The organism is Brevundimonas viscosa, assembly GCF_900116065.1.
Lineage (GTDB): Bacteria > Pseudomonadota > Alphaproteobacteria > Caulobacterales > Caulobacteraceae > Brevundimonas > Brevundimonas viscosa.
Genome location: NZ_FOZV01000002.1, coordinates 28,467 through 45,901, shown reverse-complemented (window position 1 = coordinate 45,901; position 17,435 = coordinate 28,467). Strand labels below are relative to the sequence as shown.

Annotated in this window: 20 protein-coding genes and 1 tRNA gene; 12 read left to right on the top strand and 9 right to left on the bottom strand. The window is 69.8% G+C overall.

Features of this window, described 5'->3' with window-relative positions:
- Nucleotides 1-28 precede the first annotated feature (28 nt).
- The 5 genes from BM333_RS04285 (at nucleotide 29) to BM333_RS15885 (ending at nucleotide 3,501) form a co-directional block, all read left to right on the top strand.
- A complete protein-coding gene (locus BM333_RS04285; protein ID WP_092307718.1) occupies nucleotides 29-1,090 on the top strand; it encodes an EpsG family protein in 1,062 nt (353 codons plus the stop codon).
- A 264-nt stretch (nucleotides 1,091-1,354) separates the two neighbouring features.
- Nucleotides 1,355-1,822 carry a hypothetical protein gene (locus tag BM333_RS04280; protein ID WP_092307716.1) on the top strand — a complete coding sequence of 156 codons (468 nt, stop codon included), beginning with the start codon at nucleotides 1,355-1,357 and terminating at the stop codon, nucleotides 1,820-1,822.
- Complete coding sequence (locus BM333_RS04275; RefSeq protein ID WP_092307714.1) at nucleotides 1,819-2,151, top strand: hypothetical protein; 333 nt, start codon at nucleotides 1,819-1,821, stop codon at nucleotides 2,149-2,151. The genes BM333_RS04280 and BM333_RS04275 overlap by 4 nt, the downstream gene beginning before the upstream one ends.
- A 91-nt stretch (nucleotides 2,152-2,242) precedes the next feature.
- A complete protein-coding gene (locus BM333_RS04270) occupies nucleotides 2,243-2,821 on the top strand; it encodes a lysozyme (protein ID WP_218151416.1) in 579 nt (192 codons plus the stop codon).
- A gap of 374 nt (nucleotides 2,822-3,195) precedes the next feature.
- On the top strand, nucleotides 3,196-3,501 hold the full coding sequence (locus tag BM333_RS15885; protein ID WP_177221796.1) for a hypothetical protein: 306 nt from the start codon (nucleotides 3,196-3,198) through the stop codon (nucleotides 3,499-3,501).
- A gap of 206 nt (nucleotides 3,502-3,707) precedes the next feature.
- Here the strand turns inward: BM333_RS15885 and BM333_RS04255 are convergent, their stop codons facing one another.
- The 5 genes from BM333_RS04255 to BM333_RS04235 form a co-directional block, all read right to left on the bottom strand.
- A complete protein-coding gene (locus BM333_RS04255) occupies nucleotides 3,708-3,941 on the bottom strand; it encodes a hypothetical protein (RefSeq protein WP_092307710.1) in 234 nt (77 codons plus the stop codon).
- Nucleotides 3,942-4,098: 157 nt separating this feature from the next.
- On the bottom strand, nucleotides 4,099-4,452 hold the full coding sequence (locus BM333_RS04250) for a hypothetical protein (protein WP_092307708.1): 354 nt from the start codon (nucleotides 4,450-4,452) through the stop codon (nucleotides 4,099-4,101).
- Nucleotides 4,453-4,455: 3 nt separating this feature from the next.
- Nucleotides 4,456-4,683 (bottom strand): hypothetical protein, encoded by a 228-nt coding sequence (locus BM333_RS04245; RefSeq protein ID WP_092307706.1) that lies wholly within the window; start codon nucleotides 4,681-4,683, stop codon nucleotides 4,456-4,458.
- Nucleotides 4,680-5,879 carry a tyrosine-type recombinase/integrase gene (locus tag BM333_RS04240; protein ID WP_092307704.1) on the bottom strand — a complete coding sequence of 400 codons (1,200 nt, stop codon included), beginning with the start codon at nucleotides 5,877-5,879 and terminating at the stop codon, nucleotides 4,680-4,682. Before BM333_RS04240 ends, BM333_RS04245 begins: the two co-directional genes overlap by 4 nt.
- Before the next feature lie 199 nt (nucleotides 5,880-6,078).
- Nucleotides 6,079-6,170 (bottom strand) — tRNA-Ser (locus BM333_RS04235).
- Between the two features lie 118 nt (nucleotides 6,171-6,288).
- On the opposite strand from BM333_RS04235, the gene BM333_RS04230 reads away from it, so the two are divergent.
- Genes BM333_RS04230 through BM333_RS04215 form a run of 4 tightly spaced genes read left to right on the top strand, consistent with a single transcriptional unit; the run spans nucleotide 6,289 to nucleotide 11,180 of the window.
- Nucleotides 6,289-7,845 (top strand): exopolysaccharide biosynthesis polyprenyl glycosylphosphotransferase, encoded by a 1,557-nt coding sequence (locus tag BM333_RS04230; RefSeq protein ID WP_092307702.1) that lies wholly within the window; start codon nucleotides 6,289-6,291, stop codon nucleotides 7,843-7,845.
- A 13-nt stretch (nucleotides 7,846-7,858) separates the two neighbouring features.
- The gene (locus BM333_RS04225; protein ID WP_092307700.1) at nucleotides 7,859-9,310 is read left to right on the top strand and encodes an oligosaccharide flippase family protein; all 1,452 of its coding nucleotides are present in this window, start codon (nucleotides 7,859-7,861) and stop codon (nucleotides 9,308-9,310) included.
- A complete protein-coding gene (locus tag BM333_RS04220; protein ID WP_092307698.1) occupies nucleotides 9,307-10,242 on the top strand; it encodes a glycosyltransferase family 2 protein in 936 nt (311 codons plus the stop codon). Before BM333_RS04225 ends, BM333_RS04220 begins: the two co-directional genes overlap by 4 nt.
- Nucleotides 10,242-11,180 carry a glycosyltransferase family 2 protein gene (locus BM333_RS04215; protein WP_092307696.1) on the top strand — a complete coding sequence of 313 codons (939 nt, stop codon included), beginning with the start codon at nucleotides 10,242-10,244 and terminating at the stop codon, nucleotides 11,178-11,180. Before BM333_RS04220 ends, BM333_RS04215 begins: the two co-directional genes overlap by 1 nt.
- Here BM333_RS04215 and BM333_RS04210 read toward each other — a convergent pair whose 3' ends face one another.
- Both BM333_RS04210 and BM333_RS04205 read right to left on the bottom strand, forming a co-directional pair.
- Nucleotides 11,181-11,900, bottom strand: a complete 720-nt coding sequence (locus BM333_RS04210; RefSeq protein WP_245777147.1) for a P-loop NTPase family protein — start codon at nucleotides 11,898-11,900, stop codon at nucleotides 11,181-11,183.
- 29 nt (nucleotides 11,901-11,929) lie between these two features.
- Nucleotides 11,930-13,381 (bottom strand): GumC family protein, encoded by a 1,452-nt coding sequence (locus tag BM333_RS04205; protein ID WP_092307692.1) that lies wholly within the window; start codon nucleotides 13,379-13,381, stop codon nucleotides 11,930-11,932.
- 122 nt (nucleotides 13,382-13,503) lie between these two features.
- Between BM333_RS04205 and BM333_RS04200 the strand changes: the two genes are divergently transcribed.
- The gene (locus tag BM333_RS04200; protein WP_092307690.1) at nucleotides 13,504-14,280 is read left to right on the top strand and encodes a polysaccharide biosynthesis/export family protein; all 777 of its coding nucleotides are present in this window, start codon (nucleotides 13,504-13,506) and stop codon (nucleotides 14,278-14,280) included.
- Between the two features lie 25 nt (nucleotides 14,281-14,305).
- On the opposite strand, the gene BM333_RS04195 is transcribed toward BM333_RS04200, so the two are convergent.
- Entirely contained in the window at nucleotides 14,306-14,608 is a 303-nt protein-coding gene (locus tag BM333_RS04195) for an SEL1-like repeat protein (protein ID WP_092307688.1), read from the bottom strand.
- Between the two features lie 214 nt (nucleotides 14,609-14,822).
- Entirely contained in the window at nucleotides 14,823-15,542 is a 720-nt protein-coding gene (locus BM333_RS04190) for a glutathione S-transferase N-terminal domain-containing protein (protein WP_092307686.1), read from the bottom strand.
- 152 nt (nucleotides 15,543-15,694) lie between these two features.
- Between BM333_RS04190 and BM333_RS04185 the strand changes: the two genes are divergently transcribed.
- Both BM333_RS04185 and BM333_RS16055 read left to right on the top strand, forming a co-directional pair.
- Nucleotides 15,695-16,351: an RcnB family protein gene (locus tag BM333_RS04185; RefSeq protein ID WP_092307684.1), complete on the top strand. Its 657-nt coding sequence runs from the start codon at nucleotides 15,695-15,697 to the stop codon at nucleotides 16,349-16,351.
- Nucleotides 16,352-16,507: 156 nt separating this feature from the next.
- Nucleotides 16,508-17,431 carry an RcnB family protein gene (locus BM333_RS16055; protein WP_245777146.1) on the top strand — a complete coding sequence of 308 codons (924 nt, stop codon included), beginning with the start codon at nucleotides 16,508-16,510 and terminating at the stop codon, nucleotides 17,429-17,431.
- Nucleotides 17,432-17,435 lie beyond the last annotated feature (4 nt).

Genomic DNA, 17,435 nt, shown 5'->3' with positions numbered 1-17,435 from the left:
CGGCTGCGAGCCGGATAAATCCGTCGGAATGTACCGGCCCGCACCGCACGTCGCGATCTTTTCCGCCCTGCTCGCGAGCCTTGCGCTCATTGTCGCCTATCAGTGGTCGGATGCAACGTTCGACTGGCGGGGGTATGAGCACATCTACAACAACGGTGGGGCGTGGCTCTACACGCAGGGGCGCGACCGGGGTTTTGTCTGGCTGATCGAGGTCGCCAACCGGGTATTCGGCCAGAATGGATACGAGGGCTTCCGGCTGGCGATGCTCGCCGCGTTCGTGGGGTTCGCCGTCTGGCTGTCATTCCTGATCCCGGCGCAGCCACGTCTGGGGCCACTTCATGCGATTGCGGTCGCGACCACCATCGTCGCGATCCTTTCCGTCAAGGCCGGGGTTCAAATCCGCGAAGGTCTGGCGTTCGCCATGGTCGTGGTCGCGCTGTCCAACTACTATTTGGGCCGGCCGTGGTGGATAGCAGGCCTCATACTGGTAGGGGCGGCTTTCGTTCACGGTGGGCTGGTTCCGTATCTGCTCCTGTTCGTGGTTTCGCTGCTACTGCCGGGTTTTCTCAACCTCTTCATGCCGCGCTGGCGGCTAATGATCTCTCCAGCCGGGTTCCGGCGCGCTCTGCTGTTCATAGCGGTGCCCTTCGCGATTGGCGCGGGCCTGTATCTCCAGACTGTCGATCTGGCCTACCTGATTTCAGACTTTGGCGTTGACGTGAGCGCCGACGCGCAAACGGGCTGGCCGAAAGTCCTCTACTGGCTGGTGATGGGTGTAATGGTCTGGATGCTCCGGCAGCAGGTCATCGACATCGAGCCGGTCCACACCACCATTTCATCGGTGATGTTCACCCATCTGCTGATGTCTGTTTTCATTCCGGCCCTCTACATGCTCGGGCTGGTTCTGGTGCTGACGGGCCAACTCCCGGCCCTCACCTCTGGCGTTATGCGACTGCTGTTCACCGGCTTTCAGGTCGGGCTTTTGCTCGTGTTCTTCGGAGCCCGCGCTGACCTGAAAACCCTCGTGCTGTCCCTGTGGACCCTCGGTGACGGCGTTCGCGCCTACATGGGCGCGCTCACTCCGTACTGATCTGTTCGGCCGCCGAAGCGGTTGACTGCCGCATCCCGAGGCAGGTTCCGCCGATAATCACGGCGCACCAAGCCGCCACGAAAGCGACGACATACCACAGGGGCGCTTCGTTCCTGTCCATTGTCGTGGCCTACACGACAGAACGCAGCCGGGGAAGGTGCAGCGAACACCTCCCCCGGCCCCGAGCCAGTGACGGCCCGCATCACGCGTGACGGGCCAACCTCTACCGGAAATCCGCCGACCACCCCAGCTCTAGGAGCCGCCATGTCCGCAGGCGACCCGATCACCCCGCTCGCCTCGTGGCAGGGGATAGCCAGCCTGTTGGGCGCCCTGGGGCTGGGGGCCGTGCTGAAGGCGATAGTCGAGCGGCCTTCCCGCCGGAACGCGGACGCCGTGGCCGCCAAGGATCACGCCACCGGAGAGGCCGCGGTCATCACGGCCACGGCCTCGGCGTTTACCGAGGTGACGAGCGGGCTCCGGGAGGAGATCGAGCGGCTTCAGGCGGACGTTGCGCGGATCACGGCGGCCCTCGCCCATGCTCATCAGCGGGTTGAGGCGGCGGAAGCCGAGGCGGCCAGGCTGACCGCCGAGCTGGAACGGACCCGCCATGAACGGGATGAGGCCCGCGAGGACGCGCGGAAGGCGCTGGAGAAGGTCGAGATGCTCAACGGCCAGATCAGGCAGCAGCAGCAGGTCATGGCGTCCATGACCCGGACGGAGGGCAGGGCATGAACCTCGACCGCCTTGCCACCTTCATCGGGGAGATCGCCCGACCCTCGACCCTGCACCTCGCGGGCTGGTCTTCCGCAGTGGCGACCGTGACAATCCCGTTTCGCACGGCCTCGTTGAGCGAGGGCGCGGTTTACATCGGCGCCGCATGGGCCGGAACCGCGGCCCTCTACACCGCGAAGGCGTGGGAGCAGTCGCGGACCCGCAAGGCTGAAGTCGCGGCCGAGGCGGACGTCGAAATCGCGCGCTCCGGCGTCGATCGCCGCCAGCCCCAGCCGGTTGAGGTGGTGAACCGCCCCGACGAGCCGGTCCCTACCCGAGCCGCTGAATAGCCCAGACCACCAGCCCGATCGCCATGATGACGAGCGTGATGGTGAAGCGGTCGGTCCGGCGCATCCCCTGACTATAGCACGGAGGCCCGCGATGTCGCGCAAGGCCCTATTCGACGCCGTCCGGCCGTTCGCGCCCGGCGGCAAGCTGATGCCGCTCCACGTCGAAGCGATCGACGAACTGGCGGACATGTTCGCCCTGCCCCGAGAGGGTGAGGCGATGAAGGTCAGCAGGGCGGGGATCGACCTGATCCACTCGTTCGAAGGCTTCCGCTCGGAGGCCTACGTCGACCCTGGCACCGGCGGCCTGCCGATCACCATTGGCTTCGGCTCCACCACGGACGAGGAGGGCCGTCCGATCAAGCTCGGCACGGTCTGGAGCCGCGAGCGTGCAGCCGCCCGGTTCCAAATGGATCTGGACCGCTTCGCCGCCGGGGTTCTGGACGCGCTGGACGGGTCGCCCACGACGCAGGGCCAGTTCGATGCGATGGTCAGCCTCGCCTACAACGTCGGCCTCGCGAACTTCCGCGGCTCGACCCTGCTGAAGATGCACAAGGCGGGAGACTACGCCGGGGCGCGCCAGCAGTTCGGCCGCTGGAACCGGGCGGGGGGGCGCGTCATGGCCGGCCTCACTCGCCGCCGGGCCGCCGAAGCCGCGCTCTACGCGTCGTGACCGGCCACCGCCTCACCTTCCTCAGCCTAGCCGCCATGGTCCCGGTCGTCCTCTGCGTCGCCGCGGTCGCCGGGGTGTGCTGGGCGCTCAACCTGTGGAACCCGCGATGATCGTCCTCGCCCTCAAGGCCCTCGCCTTCCTCCGCCGCGTCCCGAAGATGCTCTCGCCGCAGGGCTGGGCCGTGGTCGGCATCCTCGCCGCCTTCCTGCTCTTCGGCGCCTACTGCGCTCACCGGGCCTCTGAGGGCGAGCGAGACCGTCAGGCCGCCAGAGAAGCCCGGTTGGAGCGCAAGGCCGCCCCTGCCCGCGAGAAGGCCGCCGACGAGCGCCTGAACGACACCCTAACCATCCGTGACCGGCAAAAGGAGAGAGACCATGCCGCGCAAGAGCTTCCTGACGGCCTGCCTGATGATCGCGAGCTGCGCCGTCGCTGTCGCCAGCTGCGAGACGCCGGGCGCGACCTTCCCGCCTGCCGCGGACCTGGCGGTCCAGCCGAAGCCGGTGCCGCCGGATGACGTCCTGACCTCCCGGATCGCCGGGGAGCAGTACGACAACGCGGTCGAAGCCTGGGGCGAGGAAGGCTGGGCCACCGTCGGCCGGCTCTGCCGGTTCTTCGACGAGATGGGGATGCGCGGGCTTCGCTGCCCGGCGCCGACGCCTCGACCGCGCGAGCCGGGCTAGTTCCCACCTGACCCCATATCCATGACGCCCGAGAGGCGTTCGAGGCCCGCTGCCCTACGGGGTGGCGGGCCTTTCTGCTGTCTGGCATACTGCCGGCGCGCGCGGTGCGGGGCATTGCCCCTGATCCGCAGGCTCTTCGCGGAGCCACAGGAACACCGTAGGGGTTCCGACAGACGCCCTCGGTTCACGCCGGGGGCGTTCTGCTGTCACAGGCCCGCCGCGAGTATCTTCTCGACCAGCGGATCGCGCTTCGACGCCGCGACCTCTCGCAGGAAGCACACGTCCGCCTCGGCCCGGTCGCTCCGTACGATCGGCTGGACCGCCCGCTTGCTGGTGATGCGATAGTGCGGGCCGCCGGTCCCGCTGCGAGCCTCGCGCGGGGCGTCGATGAACATCAGCACGACGCCGTGCTCTTCGCGGATGATCTGCGGACGGGCCATCGGAACGACTCAGCGCCGAACCGGATTGGCCGTTCCATGGAAGCGCCAGATCCCCGGCTGAAGGTGGCGGAACACCGGATCAGATGCCCGACCTGCGCCCGAGTCATCGACATGCGGCGCCTGGACCAGGTGATCGCGCACGAGAGGGTCTGCCCCATCAGCGGCGCTGCGCCGCCTGTGCGCGAAGCTCGACCGCGTCCCTCACCTCGCCGGACATCCTAAGCGGCACGGCCGTGCCGGTGAGGCTGGAGCTAGCCCAGAAGGCGACATGGCCGGGACAACGGCGATCGACCTCCCATCGCACCCAAGACTTGCACCGGGTCGATCGCCCCCAAAGGACATAGGCGTCGCCGAGCAGCCGGCGCAGGGCGGAGAGGTCGACGTGGGTCCGGGCGCCGCAGGTCGGACAGACGGCGAGCACGAGCCACCGTCGGGCGTGCATCTCAGCGAGGGTCAGGGCTGTCAGGGGGTGCGGCGGCGAGTTGATGGTGTCGGGGTCGCGAGCGCCCATGCTTCAATGCGTGGTCGCCCCTGCCCTGAGCCCCGCCCGCGCTATCTGGATGCCGGCCGCGAGCCGCTCGATCGCTTCAGGGTCCGCGTGCCGAAGCTCACGCAGGATCGCGCCAATCCCCGCCCGGCCCTCGGCGGTGTCGGCGTGCAGGGTTTCCTTCACGAGGCGCACCATGAGCGCCGCGCGGTCCTCGTCCGTCTGCGGGATAGCTGTCTCAACTGCGGTGCTCACGCGCCCTCCGATACTCTACTGATGGGGATGACCTGGCCGCGGCGGCCGGTGCAGAAATCGGCCCAGGAGGCCATGAGGGCGCGGCGCTTCTCCAGCGCGGTCGACCTGCGATAGGCCCGCTCGGCCTTGTCGCCGATCTGGTGCGACAGGGCCTCCTCGATGGTCTCGCGGGCATAGGTGGTGCAGTCGCCGGCCCAGTCCCGGAAGGATGACCGGAAGCCGTGCACGGTCGGGCCGTCGAAGCCGTTGGTCCGCAGGACCTTCGACAGGCTCATGTCGCTGAGTTGCCCGTTCCAGCCGGCGAATATGATGCCGCGGCGGGCCTCAGCGGGGATGAGTTCCAGCACCTCCAGCGCCGGCGCCGACAGCGGCTCCCGGTGCTCCCGGCCGCCCTTCATCCGCTCGGCCGGGATGATCCAGACATCGCCCCTGATCTCATCCCAGGTGGCGCCGCGGACCTCGCCGGACCGCTTGGCTGTCAGGATCAGGAACCGCAACGCCATCGAGGAGATGCTCGTCCGCGTGGCCAAGAGCTTCATCAGCTCCGGGACGTCGGCGTAGGGCATGGCCTCAAAGTGATCCTTGTTGCGCTCGGCCTTCGGGAGCAGGGCCGACAGGTGGCCCTTCCAGCGGGCCGGGTTCTCCCCTGCCCTCAGGCCCCGGACCTTGGCCGCGTCGAGCACCCGCTCGATCCGCGAGCGCACGCGGGTCGCTGTCTCGGCCTTGGTCGACCAGATCGGCTTCAGCGCCTCCAGCACCATCTCGGTGTCGACGGCCGCGACGTCAGCCTTCCAGATCGCCGGCGCATGCTGCTGGAGCGAAGCCTCCCACTGGCCGCGCTGCTTCGGTGAGCGCCAGCTCGGCTCCAGCGTATCCATCAGGTCCGCGGCCACGGCGGAGAACAGGCGCGAGACCGGCGGGATGGCGTCCGCCTTACGCTTCTCGATGGGGTCCAGCCCGTCGCGGATCAAAGACCGCGCCGCCTCGGCCGCCGCCCGCGCTTCGGCCAGGCTGACGTCCTCGAGCGAGCCGAGGCCCATCTCCCGGCGCTTGCCCCGCAGGTGGAAGATCAGCACCCAGCGCCGGGCGCAGGTCTGGTCGATCCGCACGTACAGACCTTGGCCGTCGGCATGGAGCCCCGGCTCACGCAGGGCGGCGACGCCCCGGCTGGTCAGTCTGTTGATCGCTCGCGCCACCTACGGCCTCCGTGAACGGAAGTAGAACATAGGGGAACGTCAGGATCGGTCGCCACCCTAAGCCCGCCCTAAGTTCCGCCCTAAGATCGGACGTCGGCTTGCGGCGAACCGCTGCGAACTCTGACGCACGGAAACGCCCGCTGGCAGGGCTCTGGCTGGATTGTCTGTGGACTGTGGCGAACCCCTGCGGAGGGGCATCTGGCGGAGACGGAGGGATTCGAACCCTCGGTACCCCTTACAGGGTACGACGATTTAGCAAACCGTTGCCTTCAGCCACTCGGCCACGTCTCCGGCAGGCGGCGTGCTTAGCGGAGCGCGCGGGCCGGCGCAACGGGTTCGGGCGGTCCGGGCGTTAACGCGACAGTGAGGCGGGATATGCAGGCTGGGGACGAACCTCCTGCGGGATCGCATGACCGACGCCGCCAGCCGCCTCACCGTCGCCGACGCGCCGCCCGCCGGGGCGGACGCCGCGCGCCTGCGCGCATGGGTGGCGAGCGCTGCGGCCGCCGACGACGACGCGTCGCGCCGCGGCCCGTTCCGCCCGGAGGTCTGGCTGAACGCCCGGCAACGCCACGCGTCACGGCTCGCGGCCCACTATTTTCGCGCCTTCGACGTCCTCGCCGTCGTCGCCGTCACCCTGCTGGTCGCCTGGGCGTCCTCGTCCGGTCCGCTGGCGCATGTCGAGATCTGGCAGGTCGCGCCCTTCGCCGCCGGGACGACCGCGACCCTTGGGTTGATGCGCTCCACAGGCCGCTACCGGTTCGCGCGAGGCCAGCGGACCGCCGTACACCTGGCCTCGGTGGCGGCGATCGTGGCCTCCGGCGCGGCCGTCGCGATGGCCGTCGCGGCCGTGCTCAACGCTTCGCAAGCCCAGTGGACCGCCTATCTGGTGTGGGCCGGACTGGTCCTGATCACCCTCAACGCCCTGCACACCGGCTGGAGCGACCTGGTCGGCCGCTGGCGCGCCAGCGGAGCCCTGACGCCCAATATCGTGCTGGTCGGCGCCACCCGGCGGGCCGAGGCCCTGATCCGCGAGGCTCTGCAGCGTCGGGACCTCAACGTCCTCGGGATCTTCGACGACCGCCTGGCCCGTGCGCCGAAGGCCGTGGCCGGCGTGCCGGTGCTCGGGACGGCGGAGGATCTGCTCGCTCACCGGATGACGCCTTACGTCGACCGCGTCGTGCTGGCCATCGACCCGCGCGCCGAGGCCCGGGTGCGCGACCTGACCGCGCGCCTGCGGGTCTTGCCCAATGAAGTCACCCTTCTGGTGGAGCCCGACGGGCCGGCGGAGACCGCGTCCGCCCTCGACAGGCTCGCGGCGGCCCCGCTCGCCGACGTTCAGGGTCCGGTGGACGCGGATCGCCGCGCCTTCAACAAGCGGCTGCAGGATCTCGTCCTCGGCCTGATCGCCCTCGTGCTGCTGGCCCCGCTGATGGGCCTGATCGCCGTCGCCATCCGGCTCGACAGCCCGGGTCCTGTCCTGTTCCGCCAGCGCCGCCACGGCTTCAACCAGGAAGAGATCGTGGTCTGGAAGTTCCGCTCGATGCGGCACGAAGCCGCCGACGCGACGGCGAGCCGGCAGGTCACCCACGACGACGAGCGCGTGACCCGGATCGGCCGGTTCATCCGCGCCACCAGCCTCGATGAACTGCCCCAGTTGATCAACGTGATCCGGGGCGAGATGTCCCTCGTCGGGCCCCGTCCGCACGCGATCGGCATGAAGACCGGCCACATCGAATCCGCGCGGCTGGTGGCGGAATACGCCCACCGTCATCGGATCAAGCCGGGCATGACCGGCTGGGCTGCGGTCAACGGCTCGCGCGGCCCGCTCCATACCGCCCAGGACGTGCGTCGCCGGGTGCAACTCGACATCGATTACGTCGAACGCCAGAGCCTGTGGATGGATCTGTGGATCATGGCCGTCACCGTGCCTGTCCTTCTCGGCGACCGCGCGGCCGTCCGGTGACCCGGAGCGGCTGATGTTCTGGAAGGGCGTCTGGGGCTACCTGCCCGCCAACATCGTCCAGGGCGTGGTCGGTTTCCTGACCATCGTGCTGTTCACGCGCCTGCTCGAGCCCGCGGAGTTCGGACTCTACGCCCTCGCCTTCTCGGTGGTGACCCTCGCCCATGTGGCCGTGTTCAGCTGGCTGGAGGCGGCCATGGCTCGCTTCTGGGCCGCTGAAGCGCCCGGAGACGGGCTGAGGGGCCACTTTGCCAGCCTCTACCGGGTCGCCTTCGCCCTGTCCGCCGGCTTCCTCGCCGTGGCCGCCCTGGCGCTGTGGCTGTGGCCCGGCGACCCGTTGTTCCGCGTCGCCCTCGCCGCCGGCCTGGCCGGTGTGCCCGCCCGCTGCCTGGTGAAGCTGGGGCAGGAGCGCTATCGGGCGGCCGGCGAGGTGGGCAAGGCGGCGAACCTGGACATGGCCACGACCGCGGGCGGCCTCGTCATCGGCGTCGGCTTCGCCCTCGCCGGGGCCGGCGGCGCCGCGCCCCTGCTCGGCCTCGGACTGGCGCCCCTGCTCGCCCTGCCCTTCGTCCTCCCGGGCGAGCTGCGCGAAGCGCGCGGCGGACGGGTGGAGCCCGAACGCATCCGCAGCTACGCCACCTACGGCTATCCCATCGCCGCCTCGCTGGCGCTGACGGTCGTGCTGGCCTCGACCGACCGGTTCCTGCTGGCCGCCTTCATGGACGAGGCGGCGGTGGGCGCCTATCACGCCGGCTACTCGATCGCCAACCGGACCCTCGACGTGCTGTTCCTCTGGCTCGGCTCGGCCGGCCAGCCCGCCCTGGTGATGGCGCTGGAGCGCGGCGGCGCCGAGCGCCTGAGGGTTGCGGCGCGCGAGCAGCTGTCGACCTTCCTCCTCATCGGTCTGCCCGCCGCCGCCGGCGTGGCGCTGGTTTCACGGCCTCTGGCCGAGGTGCTGATCGGCGAGGAGCTGCGCGTCGCCGCCGCCTCGATCACGCCGTGGATCGCCCTGTCGGCCCTGCTCTACGGCCTCACAGCCTACTACTTCGGCCAGGCCTTCACCCTGGGGCGGCGGACGAAGCGGCTGCTGGCGGCCATGGCCTTGCCCGCCGCCGCCAACGTCGTCCTCAACCTGGTCCTGGTTCCGCGATACGGCCTGATGGGCGCGGCCTGGGCCACCGCCGCCAGCTTTGCGCTGGGACTGGCGGCGACCCTGCTGATGGGACGCCGGGTGCTGGCCCTGCCGGTCGCCTGGGACAGCCTCGTCCGCTGCGGGATCGCAACCGCGGTCATGGCGGCGCTGGTTTCGTTGCTGCCGCCGATCGGCGGACTGGCCGAGCTGGCGCTCGACGCCACAACCGGGGGGATCGTCTACGCTCTCGCGGCCCTGACCCTCAACGCGGCCGGCGTCCGCGACGTCGCGGGGCGCCTGCTGGTCCGCCTGCGCGCCGCGAGGTCAGCCGCATGAGCCGCGCCGCGATCCAGGAGAACGCCGCCTGGGCCGACGCCCGGCCGTCCGTGTCGGTGCTCATTCCGTTCCTGCGGGACGACCCCACCGATCTTCTGGGCCGGCTGGACGCTGAAGCAGACGCCCTCGGCGGCGGCGTCGAGCTGATCGTCCTCGACGACGGCACCGCCGATACGAGCCTGACCTCCCGCCTCGAGGAGCGGATCAGGGCCATGGCCCTTCCGGCGCGCCTGATCACCCTGTCGACCAACGAGGGCCGGGCGCGCGGACGCAATCGCCTTGCATCGGCGGCCCGTGGGGGGAATCTGCTCTTCCTCGACAGCGACATGCGTCCCGACCGGCCCGAGTTCCTCCGGACGTGGGCAGACCTCGTGGCGCGCGACACGCCTGCCGTGGCCTTCGGCGGCTTCTCCCTGTTGCAGGCCCCGGATGAACCACGCTTCGCCGTGCACCGGGCGCTCGCGGCGAAGTCGGAATGCGTCGGCGCGGTCGAGCGCTCAAAGCAGCCGGAGAAGTACGTTTACACCTCCAATCTGCTGGTCCGTCGCGACGTCTTCGAGGCGGAGGCGTTCGACGCGGGCTTCACCGGCTGGGGCTGGGAGGACGTCGAGTGGGCCATGCGGGTTTCGCGGCGATTTCCGGTCGTCCACGTCGACAATCCCGCGACCCACCTGGGCCTCGACACCGTCGAGGCGTTGGCCGGCAAGTACGAGCAGTCCGCACCGAATTTCGGCCGCATGGCCTCACGTCATCCGGAGCTCGTCTCGGCCTATCCCAGCTATCGGGCGGCGCGCCTGCTCAAGCGCGTCCCCGCCCTGCCAAGCCTTCGCAGATTGCTGCGCGAAGCCGCCCGCAGCGGCTGGCTGCCGGTCGGCGCACGCGCCTTCTCCCTGCGGCTCTATCGCGCCGCCCTCTATGCGGACGCAGTGTAATGGCCGACGTCGCGATCATCGTTCCGACCCTGAGACGGCCGGCCGGTCTCGAGCGTGCGATCCGGTCCATCTTCGCCCAGGAACGGGTCGCGGACCGCGTGTCGGCTATCGTCGTCGTAGACAACGACCCGACCGGTTCGGCGGCCGCTACAGTGGCGCGGCTCGGCGAGGACTCCCCCTGGCCGCTGGTCTATCGCCATGCGCCGACGCCGGGAGTGGCGACCGCCCGCAACGCCGGGCTCGCCAGCACCGACGCCCCGCTGATCGCCTTCCTCGACGACGATGAGGTCGCCTCCCCTCGCTGGCTGGCGGCCCTGATCGAGGCCCGCGAGACCACGGACGCCGACGTGGTGTTCGGCCCCATCGCTGGCCGCGCCCCGGAAGCCGCGCCGTGGCTGCGGCCATATCTCGAACGCTTCTTCGGCCGCGCGGGCCCGCCGGCTACAGGATTGATCGCGCAGCCGTTCGGTTGCGGCAACTCACTGATGCTGCGCCGCACGGCGCTGCCGGGCGAAGCGCCGTTCGGCGCCGCCTCGGACCACGTCGGCGGCGAGGACGACGTACTTTTCGCGGCGCTCAGGACCCGCGGCGGCCGCTTCGGCTGGGCCGCAGACGCGTGGGTTGAGGAGTTCGCGCCTCCCCACCGCGCCACCTTGCGCTACACCCTCACCCGGGCGTTCGCCTACGGTCAGGGGCCGAGTCAGGCCGCCGCAGCCGAGCGGGACTGGCCGGCCGTGCTCCGCTGGATGGTCATCGGCGCGGGTCAGGCGGTGGTCTGGGGGGTCATGGCCGCCGGCCTGACCCTGGCGGCGAGCCCGCGTCGGGCGGATCTGTACGACCGCACTGCACGCGGAATCGGCAAGCTGTTCTGGATGAAGGGGCTGGAACCCCGATTCTATGGTGCGCGCGAACTCGCCCGGCTGGACCGCTCCGGCTGATCAGCCGGTCAACCGCCTCAGGAAACCCGGAGGCTGGTAGGTCGAGCGATTGATGACCACCCCTGCAATCTTGCCGCCGACCGCCTCGATCTCGTCGCGCAGGCTCAGCGGCTCCCCGGCGGCGGCGCCGCCCGCGGCGACCACCAGAACGGTCGCGTCCACGAGCGGGGCCAACGTGATGGCGGTGTCGCTTCTGTCGGCGGCGGGCGCATCGATCACGACCGTGTCGGCATGTCGACGCAGGGCGTCCCAGTACCGGGCGTCGCCGATGACCTCCGCCCGCTGGCCCGAGCGCAGGCATTCGCCGGCGAAGCGCGTCGCCCAAAGGCGGCCGCCGAGGAAGGGCCGTGCGGTGACCAGTCGGGCGGGATGGACCGGCTTGCCCTCCCGATCCTTCACGCGTGGCGTGATGGCGAAGAAGATCGAGCCGTCCGGGGTGGCCACAGCCGCCTTGCCCATGCGGCCGAAGCGCTCGGGCTGGGCCGCGATCGCCTCCATCTGCCCCTGCTGCGACAGGTCGGCGTCGATCAGCCAGACCGGCTTGCGGGCGCGGACGGCGGCAAGGCGGGCGTACTCCCGCGCCACGGTCGAGACGCCTTCGCCGGTCGTGGCGGCGGCGACCTGGATCACCCGGCCGCGGTGGCGGGGCGCCGGGCCCAGCGCCGCCCAGAGAGCGGCCATCTCGGATGTCAGATCGACCATCGAATCGCTACGCGCCACTCATTCTCCCGGACGGTAGCACGGCCCGATCAACGGGCCTTCACCGGCGCCACGGCCAGCACCGGTAGGTCCAGGGTTCGGCCAGTCGAGGCCGGCGTGACGTAACCCCGCCGCGTAAACACCCGCAGCAACCCGACGCACAGCGCGGTGAAGGCGGCGAACAGGAAGACCACCGCCAGCAGCGGCGCCTTCAGACTGCTGCCCCGGGTCGGAGCCTGGGCGCGTTCGATGACCGTCACATTGTCCGCGCCCGCCGCCACCAGGGCCCGCTCGGCGCGCGACTGGCTTTCGCGCTGCTGGAAGTCGCGGATCGCCGCAGTGAGGGTCTCGCGGTTGCCTGCGAGGGTGGCGTGGGTTGACTCCAGCCGGGTAAGCTCGGCCAGCCGGGTGCGAAGGGTCGACAGCTGGCTTTCCAGCACCCGCAACCGCGCCGCCAGGGCGTCACGATCGGCTGCGGCATTGATCCGTACAGTCTCGATCTCGGTGAAGATGGCGCTCGGCCCGGTGCGAACCTCCTTGGCGCCGACCGCCGTTCCGGTGGCGACGAACGCCTGGAGCTGCGCGATCTGCTCATCGATGTCGCGCACGGGTTGGGCGTCTTCCGTGTAGCGCGCCAGCAGGTTCTCGCGCTGGGTGCGCAGTTGCAGGATCTGGTCCTGGGCGGAGATGTTCAGGTCCTGCTGCAGCACCACTTCCGCCGGCTGCTGCCCCAGTTGGGCCTCCAGGGTCGCCAGCCGCTGGCTGGCCTGGTTGAGCTGCGCCCGCACCGAGAGGGTTTCCGCCGACACCGTCTGGAAGTTGGCGGCCAGCGTGGCCTTGGCGGTGGCGAAGTCGCCGATGTCGTTGGAGCGAAGAAAGGCGGCGTAGGCCGTGTCGGCGGCGGCCAGTTCATCCTCGAACGCAGCACGTTGCGCCGCGTAGGGTGCCGGGTCGGCGCGATCACGGAACACCTCCCGGCGCCGGACCAGGTACTGGTCGATCAGGGCGTTCAGGATTTGCGCGGCGCGCTGCGGATCGCCCGAGCGGTAGGAGGCGGAAATGATGGCGCTGCCGGGGGTCGTCCCGACGCCCAGATTGTTGTCCAGGACCTTGAGGGCCGCCGTCTCCCGCTCAGCCGCGGTCCCGCCGGCGCCTTCTCCGAGGACGGTTTCGGGGCCCAGGGCGCGGACGGTGCGACGCTTGACCTCGAGGCTGCCCAGAATCGCGGCCTCCGACTGCGCCACAGCGTCCGCTTCCGGGGCCTGTCCGATCCGCTCCGCCTGCCCCGCCACCCGCGGCTGGTAGACATATTCCTGTCCGACACCGGCGTAGACGCTGGCCGAAGCGGTGTAGGACTTCTTGAGCGTCAGAACCGCGGCCGTCCCGACAGCGAAGATCGCCAGGAAGATCACGACCATCAGCAGCAGTTCGCGAAACAGCAGACCGACGACGTCTGCGAAGCCGTAGCGCGGGCGGACTGTATTGTAGGCCGTCGTGCGCATGCGGGCGGACTGATTCCATCAAACGGGACTGACCAGAGCAGCCTTCGCCCACCGGCGTTAACCATGGGTTACCCATGGCGCCGCACCCTGCCATCTCGTCTTGTCGCCGGAGCCGTTCCGCCATGTCCTTCGACCGCCGCACCCTGCTCCTCGGCCTCATCGGGACCAGCGCCGCAGTCACCGCCGGCTGCGCCGGCGGGTATGGCGGCGACTACGAGGGACGGTTGCCGCTCCCAGCCAGCGCGACTGGCGCCCCGGGCGGCCGGGTGCAGGCCGCGGGGCGAAGCGCCTTTCCCGAGATCGGCTTCGCCGACTGGACCGACGCCGAGCCGGAGTACGTTCTCTATCCCGGAGACGAGATCGAGGTCGCCACCCCGACCGCCCCGGAGCAGACCAAGACCCTGCGGGTCGGTCCTGACGGCCGCATCTCATTGCCGCTGGCGGGCCAGATCATGGCCGCCGACCGAACAATCGCGGAGCTGGAAGCCGACGCCTCGGAGGCGTTCGCACCCTATCTGCGTCGCCCTCATGTCGAGGCCACCCTCAAGGCCGCCGGGCCGATCCGGGTCTGGGTCGGCGGCGAGGTGCGCACGCCGGGAATGATCGAGATGACGGGCGATCTGGACGCCTACCAGGCCATCATCCAGGCCGGAGACTTCCTGCCCTCCGCCCGTCCGCAGGAGGTGGCCCTGATCCGCCGCGGCCCCGGCGGGGTGCGCATGATGCGGGCTGTGGATCTGCGCCCCCGGCGCGGAGAGGTGGTCGCCCTTCGGCGTGGCGACATCATCTACGTCCCCCGCTCGACGCTCGGCGAAGTCGCCAACTTCGTCACCCAGTTCCGCAACGCCCTTCCCATCGGCTTCAGCTACGCCATCGGGGGGCAGTACCAGTCGTTCTGAGCGACCGGTCGGATGCGTCGGCTGTTCAGGCGGCCAGCGTCACCACGCCGGCGTCGATCCAGCGGCGGGCCGCCTTCTGGGCCTCGCTGATCTCCTCGCGATCCATCTCCTGGCTCATCTCGCGCCGATAGACGCGCGCCTCGATCGAGCCCTTCATGGCCGCGAGGTTGAAGATCATGTGGGCCGAGACCCGGTCCATCGGGCAACCGCCCTGGCCGGTCGAATACATCATGCCCAGACGGAACAGGTCGTCGCCGCTCATCCCGGGCGTCGGCAGGGGCAGCCCCTGCTCCTCGCTGGTCGTCGGCGCGGTTTCTTGCGCGATCATCACCGTGTCTCCCGAACCGGAGCCGTTCTGGCTCCGCCCTCTGACACGAATGAAATGCCCCGCGGATTGAAGTTAAAGTTAACAGCGACCCCGGAAGCGGCCGATTTCAGCTCCGGGCGAACAAATACTCGGCCGGCGTCAATACCTCTGAAATCAATGGGTAATCTTCGATTCACACCGACTAACAAGGAGTCAGCGGAAGCTTGCCGCCGGGTTACCGCGCCCGCTGCCCGAACAGCAGCTTGCGGGCCTGCTCCGCCTCCTTCCCCGCCGCACCGAGGTTTCGCCGCCACGCATCCCCCACGGCCCGACCCGCGACCACCGCCGGCCGGTCCCCGAGACGGGCGTGCCAGGCCTTGAGGTTGGGAAAGTCGGCCAGATCCTGTCCCTGCAGGGGCGGCAGGATCCACGGCCAGATCGCCATATCGGCGATCGAGTACTCTCCCGCCACGTACTCGCGGTCCGCCAGCCGTCGGTCGAGAACCCCGTACAGCCGATTGGTCTCGTCCGTGTAGCGGCGCACCCCGTAGGCGAGGTGTCGCTGGTCCGCAGTCAGCGCCGGGGCGTACTGGCGGAAATGGTGCGTCTGGCCGGCCATGGGGCCGAGCCCGCCGACCTGCCAGAACAGCCACTGGTCGACCTCGGCCTTGCCACGCGGCTCCTGCGGATAGAAGCGGCCGGACTTGACCGCGAGATACTGCAGGATCGCTCCGGACTCGAAGATCGACAGCGGACGCCCGTCCGAACCGTCCGGATCGACGATGGCGGGCATCCGGCCGTTCGGGCTGATCGCCTGGAAGTCAGGCGAGAACTGGTCGCCCGCCCCGATATTGACCGCCTTCACCTCATACGGCAGGCCCATCTCCTCGAGAGCTATGGAAATCTTCCAGCCATTCGGCGTCGGCCAGTACCAGAGTTCGATTGGGCGGCTCATGAGGTCTCCTCGATCTGATCCGGACATGGGCGGCGCAGGGGACACCTGCAACCTGACGCTGGCGTTCAGGCCCGGTTCATTCGCCGGGGTGGACGGTTCATGCTTAACGAGCGGAGCCGCTTCGAGGCGCCCCGCCCGATCGGAGACCGACCATGAACAGCTTCACGAAGGCCGCCATCGTCGCCCTGGCGCTGGCGACCACCGCCGCGCCGCTGGCTGCCGAGGCCCAGGATCGGGGCGACCGCCGCGAGTATCGTCAGGATCGTCGCGAGGACCGCCGGGAGTACCGCCAGGATCGCCGCGAGGACCGTCGCGACTTCCGGCGTGAACGTCGCGACGACCGCCGCGACTGGCGACAGGGGGAGTACGACAGCCGGCGCGACTACCGCCGCGACCGCCGGGAAGATCGTCGGGACTTCCGCGAGGAACGTCGTGACGACCGCCGGGACTTCCGCCGCGAACGTCGCGACGACCGGCGTGACTATCAGCGGGACCGTCGCTGGGATCGAAACGATCGCGACTGGTGGCGCGGCCGCAGCGATTTTCGGGACTATGCCGGCCGCCGCAGCGGCTACTGGTACGCCCCCAGCTACGGCTACTATCGCGTCGAACCCCGCTACTACGGCTATCGCTGGCAGCGCGGCCACTACCTGCCCTCCGCCTATCGCCACTACTATGTGCGTGATCCGTACGTTTACGGCCTCCGGCCGGCGCCGCGCGGCTATCGGTACGTCCACGCCGGCGACGATATCGTGCTGATGGCCATCGCCACCGGCCTCATCGCCAGCGTGTTGTACGACGTCTTCTGATCGGCCTCGCCTGCCCTGCGTCTGCGCCCCGCGATCCTGCTTCGCGGGGCGTTTTCATGCGCCTCGATCACAGGCTCGCGTTCAGTCACGGTTCAGAATGAAACAGCGACGCTCCGGACAGCCGTCTGACAGGGGCGTGCGGAGAGACATACGAGAATGAAACGCTCACTTATGGTCGCAGCAGCCCTGGCGTCTTTCGCCGTTCCGGCTGCGGCGCCGCTGACCGTCCTGGCCCAGGACGCCGAAGCCGGGGGCGGCCGCCGCGGCGCGGCGCTGCAGAACGGCGGCGAGGAACGTCGACAGCGGCAGGCGGAAGATCGTCCCGCCCGTGCCGAGCGGCCGCGCCAGCCGCGGGCGGAAACGCCCCCTCCCCCGCGGCCCGAGCGCCCCGCCGAACGGCGCGAGGACCGGCAGGAGCGTCGGGAGGATCGGCGGGAGAACCGTCAGGAACGTCGCGAAGAGCGCCGCGAGGAACGGCGCGCGGACCGACCGGAGCTGCGTCAGGACCGACGGGAGGACCGTCAGGAGCGCCGGGAGGATCGGCGGGCTGACCGGCCCGACCTGCGTCAGGATCGACGCGAAGACCGCCGGGACAACCGGCAGGAGCGCCGCGAAGACCGCCGCGAATGGCGTCAGGACCGTCGTGAGGATCGGCGCGAGTGGCGTCAGGATCGGCGCGAGCAACGGCAGGAACGGCGTGAGGATCGCCGCGAGTACCGCGAATTCCGCAACCGCTTCAACGCCGACCACTGGCGGCGGGACTGGAACCGTCGGCACGCTCGCGACTGGTGGCGGCACGACCGGCGCTGGCGCGGCTTCTCCGGGGTCCGGATCGGCTTCTATTTCGCACCGGGCTACGGCTACTACAGCGTGCCGCGCAGCTACTGGAACCAGCGCTGGCATGTCGGCCAGTACCTGCCGTCGATCTTCTGGCGGTATCAGCTGAACGACTGGCGCACCTATGGCCTCGGCTATCCGCCGCCCGGCGCCCGGTGGGTTCTCGTCGACAACCACATCTATCTGATCGACGAGTTCGACGGGTACGTCATCGACGTGGTCTACGACGCCTGGGCCTGGTAGGGCC